24 protein-coding genes are annotated in these 23,899 nt (G+C 64.3%); 7 read left to right on the forward strand and 17 right to left on the reverse strand.

The window, feature by feature from the left end:
* Positions 1 to 153 precede the first annotated feature (153 nt).
* The 9 genes from QTL98_RS20990 to QTL98_RS21030 all read right to left on the reverse strand — a co-directional run bounded on the left by QTL98_RS20990 (position 154) and on the right by QTL98_RS21030 (position 9,125).
* Positions 154 to 1,581, reverse strand: a complete 1,428-nt coding sequence (locus tag QTL98_RS20990; protein WP_445682771.1) for an aldehyde dehydrogenase family protein — start codon at positions 1,579 to 1,581, stop codon at positions 154 to 156.
* A 35-nt stretch (positions 1,582 to 1,616) separates the two neighbouring features.
* Positions 1,617 to 2,699 carry an ABC transporter ATP-binding protein gene (locus QTL98_RS20995; RefSeq protein ID WP_445682772.1) on the reverse strand — a complete coding sequence of 361 codons (1,083 nt, stop codon included), beginning with the start codon at positions 2,697 to 2,699 and terminating at the stop codon, positions 1,617 to 1,619.
* Complete coding sequence (locus QTL98_RS21000) at positions 2,689 to 3,297, reverse strand: helix-turn-helix domain-containing protein (RefSeq protein ID WP_445682773.1); 609 nt, start codon at positions 3,295 to 3,297, stop codon at positions 2,689 to 2,691. The genes QTL98_RS20995 and QTL98_RS21000 overlap by 11 nt, the downstream gene beginning before the upstream one ends.
* A gap of 78 nt (positions 3,298 to 3,375) precedes the next feature.
* Positions 3,376 to 4,443: an ABC transporter substrate-binding protein gene (locus QTL98_RS21005; RefSeq protein WP_445682774.1), complete on the reverse strand. Its 1,068-nt coding sequence runs from the start codon at positions 4,441 to 4,443 to the stop codon at positions 3,376 to 3,378.
* Positions 4,444 to 4,487: 44 nt separating this feature from the next.
* The gene (locus QTL98_RS21010) at positions 4,488 to 5,288 is read right to left on the reverse strand and encodes an ABC transporter permease (RefSeq protein ID WP_445682775.1); all 801 of its coding nucleotides are present in this window, start codon (positions 5,286 to 5,288) and stop codon (positions 4,488 to 4,490) included.
* Positions 5,285 to 6,169, reverse strand: a complete 885-nt coding sequence (locus QTL98_RS21015; RefSeq protein ID WP_445682776.1) for an ABC transporter permease — start codon at positions 6,167 to 6,169, stop codon at positions 5,285 to 5,287. Before QTL98_RS21015 ends, QTL98_RS21010 begins: the two co-directional genes overlap by 4 nt.
* A gap of 63 nt (positions 6,170 to 6,232) precedes the next feature.
* Positions 6,233 to 7,507 carry an NAD(P)/FAD-dependent oxidoreductase gene (locus QTL98_RS21020; RefSeq protein WP_445682777.1) on the reverse strand — a complete coding sequence of 425 codons (1,275 nt, stop codon included), beginning with the start codon at positions 7,505 to 7,507 and terminating at the stop codon, positions 6,233 to 6,235.
* A gap of 108 nt (positions 7,508 to 7,615) precedes the next feature.
* Positions 7,616 to 8,407 carry an aldolase gene (locus tag QTL98_RS21025; protein WP_445682778.1) on the reverse strand — a complete coding sequence of 264 codons (792 nt, stop codon included), beginning with the start codon at positions 8,405 to 8,407 and terminating at the stop codon, positions 7,616 to 7,618.
* 16 nt (positions 8,408 to 8,423) lie between these two features.
* The gene (locus QTL98_RS21030) at positions 8,424 to 9,125 is read right to left on the reverse strand and encodes a haloacid dehalogenase type II (RefSeq protein WP_445682779.1); all 702 of its coding nucleotides are present in this window, start codon (positions 9,123 to 9,125) and stop codon (positions 8,424 to 8,426) included.
* A 101-nt stretch (positions 9,126 to 9,226) separates the two neighbouring features.
* On the opposite strand from QTL98_RS21030, the gene QTL98_RS21035 reads away from it, so the two are divergent.
* Entirely contained in the window at positions 9,227 to 10,108 is an 882-nt protein-coding gene (locus tag QTL98_RS21035) for a LysR family transcriptional regulator (protein WP_445682780.1), read from the forward strand.
* A gap of 21 nt (positions 10,109 to 10,129) precedes the next feature.
* Here QTL98_RS21035 and QTL98_RS21040 read toward each other — a convergent pair whose 3' ends face one another.
* The 5 genes from QTL98_RS21040 to QTL98_RS21060 form a co-directional block, all read right to left on the reverse strand.
* Positions 10,130 to 10,960, reverse strand: a complete 831-nt coding sequence (locus QTL98_RS21040; RefSeq protein ID WP_445682781.1) for an ion transporter — start codon at positions 10,958 to 10,960, stop codon at positions 10,130 to 10,132.
* 305 nt (positions 10,961 to 11,265) lie between these two features.
* Positions 11,266 to 12,351: a 4-oxalomesaconate tautomerase gene (locus QTL98_RS21045; RefSeq protein ID WP_445682782.1), complete on the reverse strand. Its 1,086-nt coding sequence runs from the start codon at positions 12,349 to 12,351 to the stop codon at positions 11,266 to 11,268.
* Positions 12,344 to 13,015 (reverse strand): 4-carboxy-4-hydroxy-2-oxoadipate aldolase/oxaloacetate decarboxylase, encoded by a 672-nt coding sequence (locus tag QTL98_RS21050; protein WP_445682783.1) that lies wholly within the window; start codon positions 13,013 to 13,015, stop codon positions 12,344 to 12,346. The genes QTL98_RS21045 and QTL98_RS21050 overlap by 8 nt, the downstream gene beginning before the upstream one ends.
* Positions 13,016 to 13,055: 40 nt before the next feature.
* The gene (locus QTL98_RS21055) at positions 13,056 to 14,027 is read right to left on the reverse strand and encodes a VOC family protein (RefSeq protein ID WP_445682897.1); all 972 of its coding nucleotides are present in this window, start codon (positions 14,025 to 14,027) and stop codon (positions 13,056 to 13,058) included.
* 183 nt (positions 14,028 to 14,210) lie between these two features.
* The gene (locus QTL98_RS21060) at positions 14,211 to 14,945 is read right to left on the reverse strand and encodes a PIG-L deacetylase family protein (protein WP_445682784.1); all 735 of its coding nucleotides are present in this window, start codon (positions 14,943 to 14,945) and stop codon (positions 14,211 to 14,213) included.
* Between the two features lie 243 nt (positions 14,946 to 15,188).
* Here QTL98_RS21060 and QTL98_RS21065 point away from each other — a divergent pair, with 243 nt between their 5' ends.
* From QTL98_RS21065 to QTL98_RS21085, 5 genes are all read left to right on the forward strand, one after another.
* Complete coding sequence (locus QTL98_RS21065) at positions 15,189 to 16,082, forward strand: DUF1932 domain-containing protein (protein ID WP_445682898.1); 894 nt, start codon at positions 15,189 to 15,191, stop codon at positions 16,080 to 16,082.
* Positions 16,083 to 16,116: 34 nt separating this feature from the next.
* On the forward strand, positions 16,117 to 17,274 hold the full coding sequence (locus QTL98_RS21070) for a LysR family transcriptional regulator (RefSeq protein WP_445682785.1): 1,158 nt from the start codon (positions 16,117 to 16,119) through the stop codon (positions 17,272 to 17,274).
* A 286-nt stretch (positions 17,275 to 17,560) separates the two neighbouring features.
* Positions 17,561 to 18,580 (forward strand): TRAP transporter substrate-binding protein, encoded by a 1,020-nt coding sequence (locus tag QTL98_RS21075; RefSeq protein ID WP_445682786.1) that lies wholly within the window; start codon positions 17,561 to 17,563, stop codon positions 18,578 to 18,580.
* A gap of 6 nt (positions 18,581 to 18,586) precedes the next feature.
* Complete coding sequence (locus QTL98_RS21080) at positions 18,587 to 19,096, forward strand: TRAP transporter small permease subunit (protein WP_445682787.1); 510 nt, start codon at positions 18,587 to 18,589, stop codon at positions 19,094 to 19,096.
* Complete coding sequence (locus QTL98_RS21085) at positions 19,093 to 20,409, forward strand: TRAP transporter large permease (protein ID WP_445682788.1); 1,317 nt, start codon at positions 19,093 to 19,095, stop codon at positions 20,407 to 20,409. Before QTL98_RS21080 ends, QTL98_RS21085 begins: the two co-directional genes overlap by 4 nt.
* Positions 20,410 to 20,495: 86 nt before the next feature.
* Here the strand turns inward: QTL98_RS21085 and QTL98_RS21090 are convergent, their stop codons facing one another.
* Both QTL98_RS21090 and QTL98_RS21095 read right to left on the reverse strand, forming a co-directional pair.
* The gene (locus tag QTL98_RS21090) at positions 20,496 to 21,419 is read right to left on the reverse strand and encodes an NADP-dependent oxidoreductase (RefSeq protein WP_445682789.1); all 924 of its coding nucleotides are present in this window, start codon (positions 21,417 to 21,419) and stop codon (positions 20,496 to 20,498) included.
* Positions 21,416 to 21,877 (reverse strand): ester cyclase, encoded by a 462-nt coding sequence (locus tag QTL98_RS21095; protein WP_445682790.1) that lies wholly within the window; start codon positions 21,875 to 21,877, stop codon positions 21,416 to 21,418. The genes QTL98_RS21090 and QTL98_RS21095 overlap by 4 nt, the downstream gene beginning before the upstream one ends.
* A gap of 122 nt (positions 21,878 to 21,999) precedes the next feature.
* Here QTL98_RS21095 and QTL98_RS21100 point away from each other — a divergent pair, with 122 nt between their 5' ends.
* Positions 22,000 to 22,914 carry a LysR family transcriptional regulator gene (locus QTL98_RS21100; protein ID WP_445682899.1) on the forward strand — a complete coding sequence of 305 codons (915 nt, stop codon included), beginning with the start codon at positions 22,000 to 22,002 and terminating at the stop codon, positions 22,912 to 22,914.
* 18 nt (positions 22,915 to 22,932) lie between these two features.
* On the opposite strand, the gene QTL98_RS21105 is transcribed toward QTL98_RS21100, so the two are convergent.
* Positions 22,933 to 23,877: a 2-hydroxyacid dehydrogenase gene (locus QTL98_RS21105; RefSeq protein WP_445682791.1), complete on the reverse strand. Its 945-nt coding sequence runs from the start codon at positions 23,875 to 23,877 to the stop codon at positions 22,933 to 22,935.
* Positions 23,878 to 23,899: the final 22 nt, after the last annotated feature.

Genomic DNA, 23,899 nt, shown 5'->3' on the forward strand with positions numbered 1-23,899 from the left:
GCGCCTTTGAACGGGGGCTTACCCTGATCAATATAGTCCATATCTGGACTGTTTCAATAAAACCATCCGAAACTGAATTAAGATGCCCCTGGCCAGTTCAGGAAGGGAAAGCCGGCGGCGGACAAACCGCCGCCGGCTTTTTCCGTCTTCCGGTCAGTCGCCGTAACCGATGATGCTCTTGATCTCGAGGAAATCATGGATGCCGAAATCGGCATATTCACGGCCATTGCCGGACTGCTTGTAACCGCCGAAGGAGGAGAAGACGTCCCAGTCCGGATAGTTGAGATAGACCGAGCCGGCACGCATCTCGGCGGCAACCGCGCGGGCATGGGCGATATCGCCTGACTGCACATAGGCGGCAAGGCCATAGACCGTGTCATTGGCGATGCGGATCGCCTCTGCCTCATCCTTGTAGGGCATGATGGAGAGGACCGGGCCGAAGATCTCCTCACGCGCGATGGTCATGTCCGGGCTCACGCCGCCGAAGACGGTGGGGCGGATATAATAACCGCGGTTGAGATGTTCCGGCCGGCCGGGGCCGCCGGTTACCAGCGTGGCGCCCTCATCAATGCCGGACTGGATCAGGCGCTGGATCTTGTCGAACTGCACCTGGCTGACAACCGGGCCGAGGTCGGTATCGTCGGCCTTGGGGTCGCCGGTGCGGAAGGCCTCGGCCGCCACCTTGGCGATCTTCAGGGCCTCGCCATGGCTTTCCGCCGGCACCAGCATACGCGTGGGCGCGTCGCAGGACTGGCCGGTATTGCCGAAGCAGCCCTGAATGCCCTTGGTCACTGCCGTTTCAAGATCAGCATCCGGCAAGATGATGTTGGCGGATTTGCCGCCCAGTTCCTGCGCCACGCGCTTCACCGTATCGGCCGCGGTCTTGGCGACGATGATGCCGGCCCGGGTCGATCCGGTGAAGGAAACCATGTCGACATCGGGGTGGCCGGCCATGACCTGACCGACATCCGGGCCGGTGCCATTGACGAGGTTGAAGACACCCTTGGGCACGCCCGCGGCATGCATCACTTCGGCAAAAACGATCCCGCTGATAGGGGCGATTTCCGACGGTTTCAGCACCACGGTGCAGCCGGCAGCGATGGCCGGTGCGACCTTGCAGACGATCTGGTTGAGCGGCCAGTTCCACGGCGTAATCAGTGCGCAGACGCCGATCGGCTCCTTGACCACGGTGGTGGTGCCGCGTTTCTCGCTGAAGGAGTAGTCTTCCAGCGCCTTGATCGTGGCTTCCATATGCGCGCGGCCGGCCCAGGCCTGGGCGTCGCGGGCGAAGGCCAGCGGGGCGCCCATCTCGTCCGAGACGGCGGCGGCGATATCCTCGAAGCGCTCGTTATAGACTTCGAGGATCTTTTTCAGCAGCGTCAGCCGGTCTGCGTGGCTGGTTTTTGAAAAACTCGCAAAGGCGGCCTTGGCGGCGGCAACGGCCTTGTCCACATCGGCTTTGGTGCCGACGGAGATGCGGGTATAGGCCTCTTCCGTTGCCGGGTTGATCACCTCCAGCGTCGCCGGGGAGACGGGGGGCACCCACTCGCCATTGATATAGAAGAGTTCGTTGTTGCTCATTCGGGGGGACTCCGTTTCAAAAACTGCTACCGGCTTCATGCAGCCAGAAGAGGGCAGGATGCGCCGGGCCGCAAGGCCAGCGAGACGGGGGTGCCGGCCTTGACGGCAGCATGATCGCCCTGCCGGGGCACGTCGACAAAGAGCGCAACCGCCGGTCCGGCCTCGACCCTGAGGCGCAGCGACTTGCCATGGAAGACAACGGCAGACGCCTTGCCGGAGAGGAACTGCTCCCCGTTGCCGCCGGCCAGCAGAAGATCTTCCGGCCGGATGCCGATGGTAACCGGCTGACCGGCCACAGGGACACTACCTTCCGGGGCCGGGACCGCCAGCGACCATCCGGCGGCATCGAGAAAAACCTGCCCTTCAGCGACTGAGGTAACCGTTGCCGGCATCAGGTTCATGGTGCCGATGAAGCTGGCGACGAAGCGGCTTGCCGGACGGTCATAAAGCTCGGCCGGGCTTGCCACCTGTTCGATATGGCCGCGATTCATGACGACGATGCGGTCGGAAATCGACATCGCCTCGGTCTGGTCGTGCGTCACCATGACGAAGGTAGTGCCCAGTTCGCCCTGCAGGCGCTTCAACTCAAGCTGCATCTGCTCGCGCAGATGCGCATCGAGAGCGGACAGGGGTTCGTCGAGCAGCAGCAGGCGGGGTTCGCAGACGATGGCGCGGGCGAGCGCAATGCGCTGGCGCTGGCCGCCGGAAAGTTCGGCGATCCGCGCTTCAGCCTTATCCGGCAGCCCCACCATCTCGAGCGCGCTCATGACCTTCTTGCGGCGCTCGGCTGCCGGCATCTTGCGGATGGCGAGGCCGAATTCGACATTGTCCCGCACATTCATGTGCGGAAACAGCGCGTAGTCCTGGAAGACGGTATTGACCGGCCGGTGGTGGGGGCGCAGCGCGGTGATGTCGCGCCCGTCCAGCACCACCGCCCCGCTGGTGGGGGCCTCGAAACCGGCGATTACACGCAGGGTGGTGGTCTTGCCACAGCCGGAAGGGCCGAGCAGGCTCAGGAACTCACCCTGGCCGATGGTGAGGTTGATGGCATCGAGCCCGACGATGCCGCCGGGAAATACCTTGCCGACATCGCGGAGTTCCAGAAGCTTATCCAGCATCCACTTCCTCCGGCGGCTTGTTGGTGTTGACCCACAGGATTTCCGCCCGGGTCCGGCCGTGGTTGGTGAAGGCGTGCATCAGTGTGCTCTTGAAGGCAAAGCTGTCGCCCTGCTTGAGCTGATAGGTGCCGCCATCGATCTCCAGCTCGACATCGCCGGTCAGCACATACCCGAACTCATGGCCTGAATGGGCATAGGCTTCCGATGTGCCGCCGCCCGGCTCGACGGTGACCAGCATGCCGGTGAGGGCCGCTGCCGGGGGGGACAGCAGCCATTTACCGATGCCTTCCGAGCGCACCGGCAGCGGGCGGCGCGACTGCGAGCGCACACAATAAAGATCGTTGCCCGTGTCGCCGCCATCGCCGATCAGCGCACCGGGCTCGACGGAAAGCGCGGCGGCCAGTGGCCAGATCACCTTGACGCGCAGCGAGGAAAGCCCGCGTTCGATCTGGCTCAGGGCGCCGATGGATATGCCGGTCTTCGCCGCCAGTTCCATCAGCGAAAGGTTACGCTCAAGCCGGAGGGCGCGCACGCGCCGGCCGACAATGACGTCCGCCTCGTTGCCCTCGCGCGCGACCCTGGTCTCAACTTCTTCCAAATTAAGGGTCCTTCCCCTTCTGATCCGGCCCTTTTTGAGTTGGCGGGAGCGCGGGTGACCCCGCGCTCCGCCTTATCCTCAGCCGCCCGCCTTGACCTTTTCAAACATCTTGGCGAGTTCGTCGTTCTGTTTCATCGGTCCGGTGAAGATGGTGGTCTTCAGCATCTCGTCCGGGTTGGAGGGAAGTTCGAGGCTTTCCAGCGTTTCCTTGGGCACGGCGGCAAAGGCGGTGCTCGTCGAGCTGCCATAGCCGTAATCCTCGATCAGGTGCTTGCCGGAATCAGCCTCAAGCCGGCTGTTGATGAAGTCATAGGCTAGGTCGACATTCTTGGCATCCTTGAGCATGACGTAACCGCAGGTCCAGGTCAGCATGCCTTCCTTGGGCTTCATGAACTCAACCGGCACACCCTGCTTCTTGAGGGCGACGGCCGAAGCGTTCCACGTCATCGCGGCGACAAGCTCGCCGCTGGCCAGCGACTGTTCCACCGACGTCATGTCGGTGGTGTAGGTGGACATCAGCGGGCGCTGCTCGCGCAGCTTGGCGGCCACCTTCTCCAGATCGCTGTCGCTCATGTCGAAGGGGTTGACGCCCGCCATGATGGCGGCGACGAGCGGGGTGTCGTGCACGGCGTCGATGGTCGCCATGCGGCCGGCATATTGCTGGTCCCACAGCAGGTTCCAGCTCTGCTCCGGATTCTTGACCAGATCGGTGCGGTAGAGCACGGAGGTATTGCCCCAGTCCCACGGAACCATCCATACCTTGCCGTCGCCGGCCTTGATGTCCGGCAGGTTGCGGAAGGTCGGGAAAATCTTGTCCCAGTTCTTGATGCGGCTGGTGTCGATGGGCTGCAGCAGCCCTTCCTTGTTCCAGCGGGCGATCTTGTCGTAGCAGGGGTGGGCCAGATCGGGGTGGAAGCCGGCCTTGACCTTGGTAAAGGCATCGTCGTCATCGCCGAACACCGAGATGTCGACGGAGTCCGGATGCGCGGCCAGATAGGACTGGCTGAACTCCGGCAGTTCGTACCCAGACCAGGTGAAATAGGTGAGTTTGCCGTCGGCATGCGCGATGCCTGCGGTGGAAGAGAGCGCTGCGATCAGGGCGCAGCCAAGGGCTTTGTTTGCCTTGTTTCCAGTCGTGAACCTCATGGTCCTGCCTCCTTGTCCGGTTGCTTTGTGTGTTTCTTTTTTTGTTATCGGTTCTGGCCGCGACGGCGCAGCATCTCCGCCGCCCCCGCGATCACGATGCTGGCCGCCAGAATGAGGGAGGCGAGTGCCATGACCATGGGCAGCGACTTGGGAAAACGAAGCTGGCTCCAGATGAAGAGCGGCAGCGTCGGTTCGGTCCCGGCCAGAAAGAAGGCGATGATGAATTCATCAAAGCTGGTCAGGAATCCGAGCATGAAGGCCGACCCGATGGCCGGCGCCGAAAGCGGCAGCACAACGCGCCACAGGACGAGCAAATCGCCGGCGCCGAGATCCTGTGCGGCTTCCGGTATGGAGCGGGGGATGTTCATAAAGCGGCTGCGCATCACCATGACCGCCGTCGGTAGTCCTGCCAGCACATGGCCGGCAATGATGGCGGGGCGCGAGGGGCCGATGCCGGCAAGGTTGACGAGGATGAGCAGCGCGATGCCGATGATGATGCCGGGGATGAGGATCGGCAGGCTGGCGATGGTTGCCAGCAGGCGGGCGAAAGGCGAGCGGCCGAACACATCCATATAGGCAATGGTGACGCCGCAAAGCGTGGCGAGCGCCGCGGCGGTAAGGCCAACCTCAAGGCTGGTCGCCAGCGCGCTTCTCAGTGCTTCGTTGTCAGCGACCGCCCGGTACCAGTCCAGCGTCAGCCCCTTGATCGGGAAGGCGGCCTGAATGGCGTCGTTGAAGGAAAAGAGCGGGATGAGGCCGACGGGCAGGTAGAGGAAGGCGAGATAAACCGCCACATAGGCCCAGAGCAGCGAGGTTGCGGGCGAGCGCCTCAGGAGCGTTGTCATCGCCGGCTCCCAAAGCGGCGGTCGACCCGCCGGACAATGAGGATGAGGGCGATGATGAGCGCCATCACCGAAACCGCGAGGGCTGCGCCGAAAGGCCAGTCATTGGCCTTGCCGAACTGGGCCTGGATGAGCGAGCCGACCATGACGCTGCGTGGCCCGCCCACCAGCGAGGGCGTCACGAAATCGCCGACGGTGGGCACGAAGACGACCAGCGCGCCGGAGAGCACACCTGGCATCGAATAGGGCAGCACCACCCGCCGGAAGGTAGCAAAAGCCCCGGCACCAAGGTCCGAGGCCGCCTCAAACAGCGATTTGGGCATGCTGTCGAGCGCAACGAAGATCGGCAGTATGGCGAAGGGCGCATAGGCATGCGCCAGCGTCAGCACAACGGCAGCCGGCGTGTTGAGGAAGGCCAGCGAGGGTTCGCTGAGGATGCCCGTGCCCACCAGCGCGGAATTGAGCACGCCGTTATAGGCCAGCACGATCTTCCACGCGAAGACGCGCAGCAGGTAACTGGTCCAGAACGGCAGCGTGACCAGAAACAGCAGCAAGGAACGGTGCCGGCCGGCATGGAAGGCCAGCAGATAGGCGACCGGCCAGGCGCTGACGACGGTTGCCAGCGTGACGAGCCCTGCTATGGCAAGCGAGCGCAGCGCGACCATCACGTAAAGCGGGTCCGTCGCCACGGCGGCGAAATTCGCCAGCGTTGCCCCTCCACCCAGCAACGATCCGTCATTGCTGCGGAAAGCCAGGAACAGCACCAGCGCCAGCGAAAACAGGATCAGCACGAAAGCAGCGAAGGTGCCGGGCAGCAGCATTGCGGCGCGGAAGAACCGCCCGCCCGATGCTGAAACCCCTCCGTGGCCGCCTGTAAAGCTCATGCCGGTCTCACAAATATGAAAACAGATACATCATTTTCATTTTTATGGAGGCGTCAAGCGCCTTTACTGTTCCATGGCATCGAGAAGCCGGTACCAGGCGATCATCGCGCCCACCCCGATGCGCTGGAAGGCGTGGAAAGGAATGGGTCGGATGGGGATTGCCGGCAGCGGTAGGGCATCCGGATCGCCGGAGAGCAGGTAATCGACCAGCCGCGGGCCGGCGGCGGTCATCAGCCCGACACCGCGCCCCTGACAGCCGGCAATGGTGACGAGACCGGTTTCGGGCTCATGCACATGGGGCAGGTGATCTGCGGTAACCGCCACGCGGCCGAACCAGCGTTTTTCGATGCCAGTGCCGGCAAGGGCCGGGAACAGCCGTACCAGCGCGCGTTCCAGATGGGCCCAGTCCTCGGGGCCGCGGGGCAGGCGCAAGGGGCCGCGGCCGCCCAGGATCAGCCGGTTACCGGCTGCGCGGCGGTAATAGATGAGAATGCGGCGGGAGTCCGAAACCGCCTGCCCTTCCGGCAGGATGGTGGCGAGCACGTCATCCGGAAGCGGGGCGGTTGCGATCTGGAACGAGTGCAGGGGGACCAGCGTCCGGGCAAGGCCGGGGATGAGCCCATCAGAATAGGCATTCGTCGCCAGGATTACCTGCCGGGCCTTGAGGGTGCCGCCCCCGGCCAGAGTGGCCTCCCAGCCCTGATTGCGGCGGCGGAGGGCGGTGCAGCGGGTGTTTTCGGCGATTGCCGCTCCGGATTCTGCGGCAACCCGCGCCAGTTCCAGCACGAAAGCCAGCGGGTTGATGGTGCCGGCCCGCCGGTCGATGAAGCCGCCGAGATAATTGGTGGTGCCAATCTTGTCCCGGATGCCGGCGGCATCGAGGAGCCCGACATTCGCGCCATAGCTCGACCATTGGCGGTGCCGGGATTGTGCCGCCGCAAGGGCCTTTTCGGTGTGGCAGGCCTGAATCCAGCCGGTGCGGCTATGGGGCACGTCCAGCTTTTCCGCGCCAATAAGATCAAACACCGCATCGGCGGTGTGGGCGGCAAACTCCACCACCGGCGTGCCACGCCTGTCGCCAAAATGGGCAAGCAGCCATTCCGGGTCGTATTTGAGGCCGGGGATGACCTGCCCGCCATTAAGGCCGCTCGCTGCCTCGCCCAAAGGGCGGCTGTCGATCACCTGAACGGCCATGCTGCGGCGGGCGGCGTGCAGGGCCGCGCTGAGACCCATGAAACCGGCGCCAATGACCAGCAGGTCAGCGGCGGTCCCTTTTGGCGACCCGGCAGGAGCGCGGCGCTCAAGGCCCAGCGACCATACGGGATCGTTCGACAGCATGGCACGCGCCCCCATTCCAAAGACCGGGGATGCAGGATAAGCCTGTTTCACAAAACTGAAAGTCTAAACTTGTCTTTCACCAGTGGCGCGGCAAGGCGGCCTGTTCCCCTAGCTGGCATAGTCCGGCGCCAGCTTGTCCAGCCGGCGTTTGATGCTGGCCAGATGCATGGCCGCGCTTGCGGCATCCCCCTCGCGCATCTGGCGGGCGGCGCGGCTGGCGATCTGGCCGGTTATGGGTTTCAGCGACCGTCCGGTGCTCATGGCCTTGAGCTGCACTTCAGCAGCGCGTTCCAGATAATAAAGATCATCCCACGCTTCGGCGATGGTGGGGGCGCAGACCATCACGCCATGGTTCTTGAGAAAGAGAATGTCCTTGTCGCCCAGCACGGCGGCGATGCGGTCGCCTTCCTCGGCATCGAGAGCGAGGCCGTTATAATCCTCGTCGACAGCCGTGCGGCCGTAGAATTTGAGCGCGGTCTGCCCGGCCCAGGCCAGCGGCTCGCCTTCCAGCATGCTGAGCGCGGTGGCGTTCGGCATATGGGTGTGGAAGGCGGCCATGATGCGCGGGGCCTTCTTGTGCAGGCGGGCGTGGATATAGAAGGCGGTTGCCTCCGGTTCTCCCTCACCGCTCACGACGGTGCCGTCGAAATCGCAGATCAGCAGGCTGGAGGCGGTCGCCTCATGGAAAGAAAGCCCCAGCTGGTTGACGAGGAAGAGGTCTGGATGGCCCGGCACCACGGCGGAGAAGTGGTTGCAGATTCCTTCCTCCAGCCCCAGCAGGGCCGCCATGCGCAGGCTGGCGGCAAGATCGATACGGGCCTGCCGGATGGCCTCCGTCTCCAGATCGGCATGCCGCAGGACGGCCGGGGTGGCGGGGTTTCGGGTCAGTTCGTGCGCCATCTCTTCCTCTCACTCCTTAAAGCCAGCCGGCCCGCTTGAATTCGGTAATCACCCCGGAGAGCAGGGGGATCGTGGCATCCGGCGTATAACCCTCCAGCGGCTTGCGCCCGGTGCCGCGGTCCACCCACACGCAGCGGAATTTGAGTTCATGGGCGGCGGCAAGGTCAAGATGCGGGCTGGCGCAGATATGGACAAGCGCCTGCGGCTCGACGCCGAGGCTCTTCCACGCATGGCGGAAGATCTGCGAGGACGGCTTGTAGGCTTCAGCCTGCTGGGCGGTCACCACCCGGTCGATATGGCCACCCATCTGCGCGACGTTACCGGCGATGATGGCGTCGTCGGTGTTGGAGATGATGCAGAGTTTGAACCCGGCCGCCTTCAGCTTGCCGAGCGTCTCCACCACTTCAGGGAAGGGCGGCATGCGGCCGATGGAGCCGGTGAGAATGTCGGCATCTTCCGGCGCGCTCTCCAGCCCCAGTTCCTGCATCGCCAGCGGCAGGGCGCGTTCGCACACCTCGCGGAAGCTGAGATGCGGCTTTACCTGCTCCAGTGCGTGTTCGTGGTGGTCATAGACCTTGATGAAGGTTGCGGGCTCCACCTTGCGGCTCTTGCCGGCAAGGATCTTTTCCACCGCCGCCAGCAGCCCTTCATCCCACTGGATGAGCGTGCCGTAACAATCGAAGGTGAGCCATTGCGGCTTTGGGCCGTGGAGCGCCATGTCCGGTTCCTCGTGATCGGGATGATTGCTGGCAGCAGGCTTGACAGAAGATCGACTCATTGAGAAATGAAATGAAAAAATCTTCCTGATTGGAAAATTCAATGAGTGGACCTCTCGATCTCGGGCTCCTCAGAACCTTTACCACCGTGGTGGATGCCGGCGGCTTTACCCGGGCGGCGGAGCGCATTCACCTGACCCAGTCAACCGTCAGCCTGCAGATCAAGAAGCTGGAGGAGGAGCTGGGGCATGCGTTGCTGCTGCGGGACCGCACGACCGGCAGCGTGCGCACGACGGAGGAGGGGGAGCTGCTGCTGGGTTATGCACGTCGCCTGCTCGATATCTCCGCGGAAGCGGCCCGGGCCCTTGCCCGGCCGGCCCGGGCGGTAACGGTGCGGCTTGGCGTGCCGGAGGATTTTGCCGGCAACCGGCTGGTAGGCCTGCTCTCCGCCTTTGCCGGCAGCGCGCCGGACATTCGCCTCAACACCATCAGCGGCTGGAGCCTCGCGCTGCGGCAGATGCTGGAGCGCGGGGAGATCGATCTTGCGCTGGTGAAGCGCGAGGCCGGCGACGGCACGGCGATTGCCCATTGGCCGGAGGAGCTGGTCTGGGTGCAGTCTGCCGGGGCAGGCGGCATTCCGGAAGCGGGCGGGGAGGTGCCGCTCGCCCTGTTTCCGCCCGGCTGTATCTATCGTGACCGGGCCATCCGGGTGATGGAGGCCGAGGGATATGGCTGGCACGTTGCCTATTCAAGCCAGGGGCTGATGGGCGTGCAGGCAGCGGTTGCCGGCGGCCTTGGCCTCAGCCTTTTGCCGGGCAATGCGGTGCTGCCGGGCCACCGGGTGCTGGCGGCGGGCGCCTTTGCCCCGCAGCGGGGCACCGAGCTGGCACTTATTTCCCGGCCCGAGCGGCAGGACGCGCCGGTCCGGGCTTTGGCCGACTTTCTGGTCGGTCATATCGGCGGGATGTACGGCGCCCCGGTCTGAGCACCGTTGCCATCAATCCCTTCAGCCGGTCCGGGCTTCCGGCTGGGGGGCGAGTTCCCGCCGCATCTCGGCCATCTCGTTGTTCATGCGGGCAAGTTCGCCACTCAGCGTCTTCAGCTCCGCCAGCATGGCAAGGCGCTCGTTCTCGGCGTTTTTCTCCTGCTCGGCATTGCCTTCGGTCTGCATGGCGCTGACGACGGTGCCGACAAAAAGGTTCAGCACGGCAAAGGTGGTGACCATGATGAAGGGAACGAAGAAGACCCAGGCGCTGGGATGCACCTCCATGACCGGGCGCACGATACCCATCGACCAGCTCTCCAGCGTCATGATCTGGAAGAGGCTGTACATGGAGGCGCCGATGGTGCCGAACCAGTCGGGGAAATCCGCGCCATAGAGTTTCGTGGTCAGCACGGCACCGACATAGAAGATGAGCAGGATAAGCGAGGCGATGGAGGCCATGCCCGGCAGGGCGCGGAAGAGCCCGCCGACGACCACGCGCATGGTGGGTACGACGGAGAGCAGGCGCAAAAGCCGGATGACACGCAGGGCTCGCAGCACGCTGAGCGGGCCGGCGGAGGGCACCAGCGCGATGCCGACGACGATGAAGTCGAACACATTCCAGGCGTCGGTGAAAAACCGCAGGCGCCGATAGAGAATTTTGGCGAGCAACTCGCCGATGAAGATGACGAGCGCGATGTGGTCGAGGATCGTCAGCAGTTCGCCGAAATTTTCCGACAGATAGCGGCTGGTCTCCAGCCCCAGCACCGCGGCGTTAAGCACGATGACCCAGATGATAAATTTCTGGACGCCACGGCTTTCAACGAAAGTCCCCAGCTTTTCGATAACCGACATCGTCCCAGGCTCCCCCAAACCTCGTTCCCGCTACAGTGCAATTGGCACTGCGACAATCTTCCGCAGTATTGCCCATACGCGAGCAGGCGCAAGAGGGGTGCAATTAATTGCATCGGCTGATGATTTTGATCGCCCGACCCTTGAAGCTTCAGATGAAGTTTCGCCCGGCACGATTGTTCGCAAAGCGGATCGACCGGGTGGCGGGGCGGCGATAATGGTTTTTATTTCGTAACGAAATCCGTGTGGGCAAAAAGCCCGGGCTCGGGAGCCCGGGCTTTTAACAGAGGATTGCACCCTGGCCGGCCTCAGCTGCCGACTGGAAAGACACGGCCTTCAAACAGCTTGCGGGCGGTGCGGATCATGCCGGCGGCCTTCACGCTGCCATCCGGTGCCAGATCCATGAAGACTTCGGTTGCTCCACTCGGATGCTCGATGCTGAAGCGTCCGTCCTTGGGCAACACGGCAATCTCACTGGCCGGCCCCTGCTTTTGCAGGCAGGCGGAAGCCACGCTGACGGCGGCGAAGACGCCGATGGACGCATGGCAACGGTGAGGGATGAAGCTGCGCGTGGAGATGGCGCCGCCGGCTTTGGCCGGGGAGACCAGCGTCATCTTCGGCACCGATTTTTCCGTGACGTCGCCGAGATTCATCAGCGGCCCGCAGGCAAGGCGCACCTTCTCCAGCTTTGCCTTGAGCCCGGTATTGCCATCCAGCTCCTCGCGGCTTTCCTCGCCGGTGATGCCGAAATCGCTGGCACGCAGGATGACGCAGGGCATGCCGTGGTCGATGAGGGTCACCTCATACCCTTCCACCGTGTCGACGGCATTACCGGTGGGCAGCAGGGCGCCGCACATCGAGCCCTCGACATTCTGGAACATAAGCGGCACGGCGGCGTGGCTGCCCGGCACCCCGTCAATGGCGGTGGTGCCGTTATAATTCACGCGTCCGCCCGGCGTGGAAATGCGGGCAACCGCGATCTCCCCGCTATTGACCATGCGGATGCGCACCGGCGTTTCATCCCCGGCCACCGGCACCAGCCCGCGCTCGATGGCAAAGGGGCCGACACCGGCAAGGATGTTGCCACAGCCCTGCGCGTCGCTGACCAGCGGCTGGTCAACGAAGACCTGCAGGAAGAGATAGTCGATATCCGCTTCTTCACTCGCCGACAGCGAGATAACGGCGACCTTGGAGGTCAGCGGATCCGCGCCGCCGATCCCGTCGATCTGGCGCGGATCGGGGGAGCCCATCACCCGCAACAGCAGGGCGTTGCGCTCGGCCGGATCAGCGGGAAGGTCGGAAGCGAGGAAATAGGCACCCTTGGAGGTGCCGCCCCGCATCCACAGGCACGGTATGCCGTCCTCCGCCGAACCTGAAACCCGCGCCTCAGACATATTTGAGGCCCTTGGCGGCAAGGCGTTCGCGCATGTTGTAAAGGTCGAGCCCCAGCACGCCGGAAGCGAGCTTCAGGCGCTTTTCCTCTTCCAGCGCGGTGCGCTTTTCGGCAGCGGCAAGCACGTCGGCCGCTTTGGCGACCGGGATGACGCACACGCCATCATCATCGGCCACCACCACGTCACCGGCATTGACGGCAGCGCCGGCGCACACGATGGGTATATTCACCGAGCCCAGCGTTTCCTTGACGGTGCCCTGGGCGTGGACGGCGGTGGACCAGACGGGAAAGCCCATCTCGCGCAGCACTTTGACGTCGCGGACGCCGGCATTGATGATAAGGCCGGCGCAGCCGCGCGCCTGCGCGGAGGTGGCGAGCAGATCACCGAAATAGCCGTCCGAGCAGGGGGAGGTGGGGGAGACCACCAGCACGTCACCGGGCTTTATCTGCTCGATGGCGACATGCAGCATCCAGTTGTCGCCAGGGGCGACGGAGATGGTGACGGCGGAGCCGGCAATGCCGGTGCCGGCCTGGATGGGGCGCATGGCGGGGCCCATCAGGCCGCTGCGGCCCTGAGCCTCATGCACCGTGGCGACACCTGCGGCGGCAAGGCCGGCAAGGACGGAAGCTTCGGCGCGGGGAATATTCTGGACGACGACGTTCATCACGCGTGCTCCTGATAGGGTCTGTAACGTGCGAGCTGGCCTAGTGCTGGCCGGGGTTCTTGACCGGCGGCGTGCCATGGGTGTGGAAGCTCTCGATGGTCTTGAGGCCCCAGGCCTGGCCGCGCTTGCGCTCGGTCTCGGTCCACACCACCGGCTCCCAGTCGGGCGCCAGGATGAGACGGGCGCCGGAATTGGCCAGCTCCACACGGTTGCCGGCGGGCTCCCACACATAGAGGAAGAAGGTGCCCTGGATGGCGTGCTTGTGCGGCCCGGTTTCGATATGCACGCCGTTTTCAAGGAAGATGTCGGCGGCGCGCAGAATGTCCTCACGCGTGTCGGTGGCGTAGGTGACATGGTGCAGGCGCGCATGGCCGCCGCCATGTTCCTCGGTGCAGGCGAGGTCGTAGGTCTTGTTGTTGATGGTGAACCAGCAGCCGCCCGTGCGGCCGTTATCGAGCTGGATCATCTCCGTAACGCGGCTGCCAAGGCAGGTTTCCATGAAGCGGCGGAACTCGCAGACATCGGCGGCCAGCAGGTTCAGGTGATCGAGCCGGCGCGGGCTGGCGCCGCGGCCGTGATAACGCTGCGCGATGTTCTTGAGCTTTGCACGCTCGTGGGCCGGTGCCTCGTAACGCACGGTTTCCCAGTAAATCTCGAAAACATGGCCGAACGGGTCCTCGAAGCGGAAGGCGCGGCCATGGCCCATATCGCCCTCGACCCAGCCGATGACCTTGTAGCCGGACGCCTCGATGGCCTTCATCCGCCGCTCCAGCGCCTCGGGCGAAGCGCAGCGATAGGCGATGTGGCCGACGCCGGTGGTTGAATGCCGGGTGAGCTTCAGGCTGTGGAATTCATAATCGTCAAAGGCGCGCAGGTAAGCCGAGTTTTCATCCTGGCCCGAAAGCGTCAGCCCGTAGACATTGGTGAAGAAGTCGAGGCTTTCCTCGAACTTGTCCGTGTACATCTCGACATGGGCCAGATGCGCGATGTCGAAGGACGGATTGGTCGGCACGTTGGTCACTTGTTTCCTCCAGGAGGGTGCCGGCACATTTCGGGGGCCGGTCAAGATGCCCTTTGGCGGGGCAGTCGCCTGCGGGCTCCCCCTCCGGGGAGCCTCAAGGTCCGGCGGAAACCCTCCTTCCCGCCGGACCTTCAGATTTTCAGTGCCCGGTAAGGCTGCCCCGGAGGGGTGGCCTCAAAGCTCGTCGACCGTGCGCGGGAAGATGGACTGGAAACCTTCCGCATATTTGGACGCCCGGCCGCCGGACTGGCCGCCGGAATTGCGCTGGAAGTGGTTGGCCCGGTTCTGCGCCACGCGGGTGTAGAACTCCCAGAGATGCTCCTGGCCTTCCATGCACTCGATGGCGGCGCGCTTCTTGTCCCAGACCGGCGTGATGTCGAGGAAGGTATCCGGCTTCCAGCCCATCTGTTCTGTCTGGTGCGGCTCGAAAAGATAGAGCTGCGGGGCGCCGAGAACCTTCTCGCCCGGATTGTGGCCCCAGGCCTGCGCGATCATGCGGCATTCCAGCGCCACCTGGGTGGCATACATGTGGTCTGTATTATAGGGATCGTACTGCGAGTGGCTGAGCATGAAGGCCGGCTGGACCTTGCGGATGATATCCACGAGGCGGTACTTGGCTTCATCCTCAAGGCGCAGCGGATAGTCGCCCAGATCCATGCAGATAAGGTCGCTGACGCCAAGCGCCGCGGCGGCCTTTTCGGACTCTGCCCGGCGGGCGGCCTTGACCTTGTCCAGCGTCATGCCCGGCTGCTTCCACAGCTTGGCGGATTCCCCGCGCTCGCCGAAGGAAAGGCACACGACGGTCACGTCATATCCGCGCTCGGCATGGAGCGCGATGGCGCCGCCGCAGCGCCAGACGAAATCGGCCGCATGGGCGCTGATGACCAGCGCCGTCTTTTTTTCACTCATGAAATATTCCTCCCGAAAGGTGTCCCCATGTCGCTCCCGGGCAGCGGCAAGGACAATTCGAAAGGACGGTCCACGCTATAAGTTCAGGCTATAGCAACTAGGCGTGGCTTTATGATTCTGGCAGCTTCTTCCGTCAGATGAAAAAGGAAACCGCAGCGGGCCGGGTGCCTGGGCCGGGAGCCTTTAAAAGACGAAAGGGTGGAGACGATGACCGGGAAAGAACAGAGCGCCGCCTTGGCAGCCATGCAGCGGATTGCCCTGATTGGATTTGGCGAGGCGGGGCAGTCCTTTGCCAGCGGCTGGCGCGCCGATGGCCTTGCCGGCGTCATCACTGCCTGGGATCTGAAGCTGGAACAGCCCGCGGCTGCACCGGCCCTGCGCGAGGCGATGGAAAAGCTTGCCATCTCCCCGGCAACTTCCGCTGAAAAGGCGCTTGCCGGCGCCGGGATGGTGTTCTGTCTGGTGACGGCGGACCGGGCAGCCGATGCCGCGCGCAGCTATGCGCCGCTGCTGGCGCCCGGCGCGCTGTGGCTCGACGGCAATTCCTGCGCGCCCACCACCAAGCATGAGGCCGCGCGCGCCGTGGAAGCGGCAGGCGGGCGCTATGTGGATGTTGCCATCATGGCGCCGGTTTATCCGCGCCAGCACCGCACGCCCATTTTGCTGGCTGGCGCCCCGGCGGAGGATGCGGCAGCGGCGATGGAAGGGCTTGGCATGCAGGTGACGGTGGCCGGCCCGAAGGTGGGCGATGCCTCCACCATCAAGATGTTGCGCTCGGTGATGATCAAGGGGCTGGAGGCGCTGGTGGCGGAATGTTTCCTCGCCGCCCGCACCGCCGGAGTGGAGGAGGCGATCCTTGCCTCGTTGATGGCAAGCGATCCAGGCATCGATTGGCCCAAACGCTCCTCCTACAATCTGGAGCGCATGATGGTGCATGGCCGCCGCCGCGCGGCCGAGATGCGGGAAGTGGCGACAACCGTCTCGGCGCTTGGCCTCTCGCCCCGCCTCAGCAGTGCCATTGCCGACTGGCAGGCGCAAATCGGCGAGCTTGGTCTTGCCGGCGGCGAGGACAGCCTTGCCGACCGCAGCGACCGCATTCTGGCCGCACTCGGCAGTCAGCGCGCGCTGGCGCACTGACGGGCGGCGGCAGGGAGAAGGGCGCCCGGACAGGATGGAACTCAATCTGCGCCATCTGCGCGTATTTCTGGCCGTGGTCGATCATGCCTCGATCACCCGGGCGGCGGAGCTGTGTTTTCTCTCCCAGCCCGCGGTCACCCAGGCCATTGCCAAGATCGAGCGCAAGCTGGGTTTTGCGCTCTTTCACCGCTCGCCGCAGGGGTTGTTCGTCAATGCCACCGGCCAGATCCTGGCGGGCCGCGTAAGACGCGCCTTCCATCTGCTTGACGGCGCGATGCAGGACCTTGCCCCGCGCCTGCGCCTGACGGCGACGACCGCGCAGCTGCGCGGCCTGATTGCGGTGCGTGATACCGAGAATTTTACCCTTGCCGCGCGGGAGCTGGGGATCGCCCAGCCCACCGTGCACCGCGCGGTGGGCGAGCTTGAGAAGGAAGCCGGGCGCCGGCTTTTGGACCGCACGGCCTATGGCATGATCGCCAACCGTTATGGCGAGGCGCTGGCCGATGCCGCGCGCCTTGCCTTTGCCGAACTGGCGCAGGCGGATATGGAGCTGGCGGAAGCCGGCGGGCGCGAGGGGGGGCGCATCACCATCGGCGCCATGCCGCTGTCCCGCTCCTATCTGCTGCCCTCCGCCATCGCCGCCTTCCGCAAGACGCGCCCGCATCTTGCCATCCGGGTGCTGGACGGGCCTTATGCCGATCTGCTGACCGGTCTCCGGCGCGGCGATATCGATTTCCTCATCGGCGCGCTGCGGGATCCGCCGCCCATCGGCGATGTGGTGCAGCAGGCACTGTTCAGCGACAGCCTGGTGATCATCGCCCGGCCGGACCACCCCATCCTCAACAAACGCCCGATCCGCCTGGAGGATCTGGCCGCCTGCCCGTGGGTGGTGGGGCCACGCGGCATTCCCGCGCGCAATTTCTTCGACCGGCTGTTCGAGCCGCTGGGGGAGGCCGGGCCGAAGAGCATCGTGGAATCCGGATCGCTTATGCTGATGCGCCAGGTGCTGCTGGCAAGCGACCATCTGGGTTTCATTTCCCGCCTGCAGGCGGAAGCGGAAAAGCGGCATGGCCTGGTGGTCGAAGTGCCCTTTGCCATGGCCGATACCTCCCGCCCCATTGGCATTACCGCCCGGCGCAGCTGGATGCCTACCGCGGCCCAGAAGGCTTTTCTCGACCTGCTTGGCGCCTGAGAAGAAGTCGCAGGTTTCCGCGTTTTTGCCTGAGGATCCATGCCCCCGGAATTAAGTTTGCCGGGGCGCTATAGCGCAAACTTATGCGAAGCACCCTGCTTCGAAATGGTTGGCGCTCCGGTTTCCCGGCAAGAGTTGAGCACAACAGACGAACCCGCATGGCAGGTGTGCATTCCGCGCACCCCAGACGGCAACCGGCCGGGCAAGACCCGGTGCCCGCGCCCCGCAGTCGTGAAAAACAAGGGGTCGGTGCCACCCGGCCTAACAATAACCCTGGGAGGAAATGATGAAGATCTCCGGACTGGTCCGGCGGACCTCTTTTGCTATCGGTGTCAGCCTTGTCGCGCTTACGGCCGCCAGCACCTTTGCGACAGTTGCCGGCGCGAAGGAACTGACCCTCGCCAACTTCATGCCGCCGACCAACCCTTATGAAAAGGGTGCGTTCCAGCCTTTTGCCGAGAAGGTGAAGGAAGCGACCGGCGGTGACATCACCGTGCATGTGTTCAGCGGCGGCGAGCTTGGGCCGGGTCCGGTCGAGCAGTATTCCCGCGCCGTGGATGGCGTTGCCGACCTTGCCGTTGGCCTGCAGGGCTACACTGCCGCCAATTTTCCGCTCACGCTGCTGACCGAGTTGCCGGGCGTCCTGGATGAGGCGACCGGCACCGACACGGTGTGGAAAAACATCGACCTCTTGAAGAGCGAATATCAGCGCGTGCAGCTGGTCAGCCTGTGGACCAACTCCACCAATATTCTCTACACCCGCAACAAGGCGGTACGCACGCTGGCCGACGTCAAGGGCATGAAGATCCGCGTGCCGTCGCGCAATGCCGGCCTCATCGTCGAGGCCTGGGGCGGCACGCCGGTTTCGATGGCCGTGTCTGAAATCTACAACTCGATGCAGACCGGCGTGATCGACGGCGCGCTCATTGATGGCACCGGCACCAAAGCCTTCAAACTGGGTGAAGTGGCGAACTACCTGACGGTGGGTATGGAGACCACGATCTCCCCCTTCTTCATCGTCATGAACAAGGACAGCTTCGAGGGTCTCTCGGCAGACCAGCAGGCGGCCGTTCTTAAGGTGGGCCGCGAGGTCTCGACCATGGCAAACCAGACCCAGCTCAAGGCCGCCAGCGACGGCGTTGACGCCTTCGGCACCATGGCCGGCAAGGAGCTGATCAAGCTGACGCCGGAAGAGGCCAAACCGTTCGACGAGGCTGCCGCCAAGGCCCGCGACAAGGTTGTGGCCGAGGCCAAGGCTGCCGGTGTTCCGGCCGACAAGGTAATCTCCGCGATGATGGCGAAGTAACCAGGAATGTCGCGTTCTTCCGGTCTCAAGGCTCTGTCGGCATTCGCCGACAGAGCCTCCTTCTGGCTCGGTGCCCTGTCGGGCATCAGCATCATGGCGATGGTCCTCGTCATCGCCTACAGCGTCGTGCTGCGCTACGTCCTCTCCTCGCCGGTGCTCGGCACCAACGAGATCGTGCAGCTGCTGGCGGTTGCCGTGGTGATGATGGGCCTGCCCTACACCACTTCGACCGATGCCCATGTGCGCGTGGATGTGCTGGACAATGCCATCGGCCGTTTCGGCCGGTTTTTCGGTGACATCCTCTCCCGGGCACTCGCGGCCGGCGTGCTGATCGTGCTGGTGCTGCGGGCGTTCGCCAAGGCGGGCGATGCCTGGCGTTATGGCGATGCCACCAACATGCTGGGCCTGCCGATCTGGCCCTTCTACGGCCTCATCGCTTTCGGCATGGCCTGCTGCGCGGCCCTGTTCATCCTGCAATTGCTGCTCGTTCTGGCGAGCTGGAGAAGCCCCAAATGACCGGCACCGAGATCGGGCTTGTCGCCATTGCCGCGCTGTTCGTCCTGATGGTACTGCGCACGCCGGTGGCCTTTGCCATGCTGCTGGTCGGCTTTTTCGGCACCTGTGCGCTCAATGGCGTGCACCGTGCCGGCGCGCTGCTGTTGACGGAGAGTTACTCGTCCGTCTCCACCTATTCGCTCATCGTCATTCCGATGTTCATCCTGCTCGGCAATGTCGCCTCGGCCGCCGGCTTCAGCCGCAGCCTTTATGATGCGGCCTTTGCCTGGGTCGGGCGCATGCGCGGCGGACTTGCTGCGGCTTCCGTCATCGGCTGCGCTGCCTTTTCCGCTGTCTCGGGTTCTTCCGTCGCCACCGCCGTCACCATCGGCAAGGTGGCGCTGCCGGAGATGCGGCGCCTTGGTTATGGTGACGGGCTTTCGACCGGCGCGATTGCTGCCGGCGGCACGCTCGGCTTCCTGATCCCGCCCTCAACCGGCTTCGTCATCTATGCGATCCTGACCGAGGAATCCATCGGGCGCCTGTTCATGGCCGGCATCCTGCCGGGCCTTTTGATGATGGCGCTTTTCATCCTCACCATCGGCATCGTCACCACGCTCAATCCGTCCATCGGCCCGCGCGGCGAGGCCATGCCGTTCTCCCGCCGCCTCAAGCTGCTTGGGGAGGCGCTGCCGCTTATCATCGTCATCTTCGTTTCCATCGGCGGCATCTATGTCGGTGCCTTCACGCCGGAGGAGGCGTCCGGCATCGGGGCGGCGACCGTTATCCTCATTGCCCTCTTCAAGCGGGCGCTCAGCTTCGAAGCTTTCCGCAAGGCGCTGATGGATACGGTCAAGACCTCGGCGATGCTCTACATGATCGTGATCGGCGCCAATGTGCTGAACCCGTTCCTGGCGCTGACGCACATCCCGGCGCTGCTGGGCGATGCGATGAATACGCTGGGGCTTGGCGCCTATGGCACGCTGATCCTCATCCTCATCGCCTATGTGATACTGGGCATGTTCCTCGACGGGCTTTCCATGCTCGTTATCACGCTGCCCATCGTGTTCCCGGTCATCAAGGCACTGGGGTTCGACCCGATCTGGTTCGGCGTCGTGGCGGTGATCATGATCGAGATGGGCATGATCACCCCGCCGGTCGGCCTCAATGTCTTCGTGGTCAAGGGCGTCGCCGAGACGGTGCCGATGAGCACCATTTTCGCCGGGGTGATGCCCTTCCTCTTGGCAATGATCGTGGGCCTTGCCCTCATCATTACCTTCCCGCAGATCGCGCTCATCATCCCCAACACCATGTTCGGGCAAGCCGCGTTCTGATCCAGACACCAGCCGTAGACCTCCCTGGGCCTGTCACCGTTGCGCATCCTGGTGACAGGCCGTTTTTTTGAGGGAGGCGAGGCCGGTCAGTCGATCTCGATAATCACCTTGCCGCGCGCCCGGCCGGAGGCCTGACGCTCAAGGGCGGCGGCGAAGTCGGCGAGGGCGAAGCGACTGTCAGTAAGGGCGGTCAGCTTCTGCTCCTCGAAAAGCTGCACCAGTCTTGCCAGCCGGGCGCCGTCATTCTGGTGAAAGACAAAAGCCGTCTCGACGCCGGCGGCCTTTGCCACCGCTTCATCGGCCGGATGGGCGATGGCGACCAGCAGGCCGCCGGGGCGCAGCACGCCGAGCGATTTCTGCTGCGTTTCGCCGCCCACCGTATCCAGCACGGTGTTGAAGCCGGACAGGCGGGTAAAATCCTCCTGCCGGTAATCGATCACCTGATGCGCGCCTAGCTTGCGGGCGATCTCCACCCCGTCGCCTGAAGCTGTAGCGGTAACGTCGGCGCCTGCCAGCCGTGCCAGCTGGATGGCCCAGCTGCCGATGCCGCCGGCTCCGGCATGGATGAGCAGCTTTTGCCCGGCCTTGACCTTGCCGACCTCATGCAGGGCCTGCCAGGCGGTGGGCAGAGCTGTCGGCAGGCCGGCGGCCTCGGTGAGATCAAGGCTGGCCGGTGCCGGCGCGATGAAACTTGCGGGCAAGGTCACGAGGCCTGCCATGGCGCCGCCCGCCACCGGATCGGCGCGGCCGATCACCTTGTCTCCGACCGTCCAGCCCGTCACCTCCAGCCCGATGGCCGCGATGGTGCCGGAAAAATCGCTGCCGATAGTGTAGGGGAAGGAGAGGGGAAACCACTCCTTGAGCCAGCCGCGCCAGAGCTTGATATCGAGCGGGTTGAGCGCGGCGGCGTGAACTCGCACCTGTACCTCGCCCGCCTGCGGGGCCGGCACCGTGATGTCATTCAGCCGGGCGGGGGTTTCATAATCCGCCAGTTGCAGGGCCATGGTCATGCTGCAAGCCCCCCGACCGGGTTGATGCCCATCTGGAAGAACCAGCCGAACCAGTCTTCAAGATGCCAGGTGTGGGTGATGCGCCCGCCTTCCACCCGGTGGAACTCGTGAATGGGCATGCTGAAGCGGCGGCCTGTGGCCGGCACGCCAAACCAGTCGCCCAGATGGGTGCCGGTAATCTCGCCGCGTACGGCGACATTGCCGCCAGCGGCAATCAGGGTGTGGATGGTGATCGCCATATCCGGAAAGGCGGCCTTGAAGGCGCCGATCAGCGGCTTGATACCGTCGCGGCCCTGCTGCTGGCCGGGGGCGAGGGGAATGTCCTGCCAGTCGGGCGTGGCAACCACGTCCATCAGCTCGGGCCGGTTTTCGCTGAAAGCGCGATAGAGCGTAAGAACGATCTGCCTATCGGCGTCATCAATGCCGGCAATAACGGCGGAGGGGGAAAGGGCGCTCATGGCGGACCTCCTTCGGGATCAGGGGCGCCGCTCCGGTTTTTTGCCGAGCGGCTGTTCCTGAAAACTAGGAGCCGCTCCGACATAATTGAAATCGATAGGAAGTATGTGTGAACATCAATGCTATGGATTTGCATGGCATCGATCTCAACCTGCTGGTCGCCTTTGACGCGCTGATGGCCGAGTGCAGCGTGACGCGGGCCGGCGCCCGTATTGGCCGCACCCAGCCGGCGATGAGCGCGGCGCTGGCGCGGCTGCGCGCACTTTTGAAGGATGAACTTCTGGTGCGCGGACCCGACGGGTTGCAGCCCACGCCGCGGGCGCTTGATCTCGCCGGACCGCTCGGTCAGGCGCTTGCCGATATCCAGCGCACGCTGGACTTCACCCAGAGCTTCGATCCGGCGACGAGCCCCGCCACCTTCACGCTGGGGCTGCCGGATCATCCGGCCCTGAAGCTGCTGCCCCGGCTGGTGGAGGCAATAAGGCAGGAAGCGCCGCTGGCGGGCTTGCGCATCCGCAGCTTCACCGGGCGGGATGAGGCCTTGCAGCTGCTGGATGCGGGGGAGGTGGATGCGACCATCGGCGTGCCGATAACCGGCGTGACCGGTGGGCGCATCCTGTCGCTGCCACTGTTTGAGGAAAGGTTCGTTTGCATCCTGCGCAAGGGGCACCCGGCAGCAACCGGCGGCGCGCTGCCGCTGGAGGCTTATGCCGGACTGCCGCATCTGCTGGTGTCGCCGGAAAATGAACGGTACGGGCTGGTGGATGCCGCGCTTGCGCGGCTCGGCCTCAAGCGGACGCTGGCGCTGACCGTGCAGCAAATGCATGTGGCGCCGCACATCGTGGCATCAAGCGATCTGGTGGCGACGTTGATGGAAGGGGTGGTGACCGCCTCTGGCCTTGCGGACCGGCTCATCATCCTGCCGCCACCGCTGGAGCTGCCGAAAATCCCTTTCCAGCTCGTCTGGCATCGCCGCAATGATGCCCATCCCGGGCAGCGCTGGCTGCGCAGCCGGATTGCGGCATTGGTGAAGAGTTAGGGCAGGCGGCAGCGGGCTTTATGCCCCGTAGGCGATCGACCCGGGAACCGGGGTCAGAACCGTGCCGGTCTCCAGGAAGGACCGGATATTGTCGAGGACGAGTTTGACGGACATCGCCTGGGTTTCTATCGCCACGCCGGCAATATGCGGAGACAGCACAACATCGGGATGTTCGCGCAGGGCGGCAGGAATGTCGGGTTCGTCCTCAAAAACATCCAGCGCCGCGCCGGCGATCTTTCCCGTGCTCAGCGCCTCTATCAGCGCTGCGGTATCGACGATACTGCCGCGACCGGCATTGACAAGATATCCCTTTGGCCCCAGCGCTTCGAGCACAGCGCCGTTCACGGCGTGGCGGGTCTCCGGACCGCCGGGCGCCACGCAGATCAGGTCATCGACCTCGGCCGCCAGGTCCAGAAGTGTGGGCACGAACCGGTAGGGGAGCTCCGGTTTCAGGCTGCGGCTGCAATAGCTGACGGTGATGTCGAACCCTTCCGCGCGGCGGGCAATGGCGCGCCCGATCATCCCCATGCCGAAAATGCCGAGCTTGCGACCGCTGACGACCGGCCGGGGCGGCAACGTGTCACGCCAGCCACCGGCACGGGCATAGGCGTCATTCTGCGGTATCCGGCGGATCGCCGCGATCAGCAAGCCCATGGCGTGATCCGCCACGACCGGCGCATTGGTGCCGGCACCATAGGTCACCGGCAGTTTGCGGTCGTTGGCGGCGGCAAGATCGACGCCTTCATAACCGGTGCCGGCGCAGCAGATCAGGCGCAGGTTCGGCAGGGCATCCATATCGGCGGCGGTTGCGCCCTTTACGCCGGTAGTGACCAGCGCGGTGATGCGGGCCCTGATTTCTGCGGGAAGGTTCGGCACCCCGCCGGAGGCGTCATGGCAGGTAACGGCGCTTGCGAAAGCGGCATCGTAATCTTTCGACACCCCGGTAAAGGCTATCTCGAACATCTGGACAGGTCTCTGTTCTGGT

The organism is Radicibacter daui (assembly GCA_030657355.1).
In the GTDB taxonomy this organism is placed as follows: Bacteria; Pseudomonadota; Alphaproteobacteria; order Radicibacterales; family Radicibacteraceae; genus Radicibacter; species Radicibacter daui.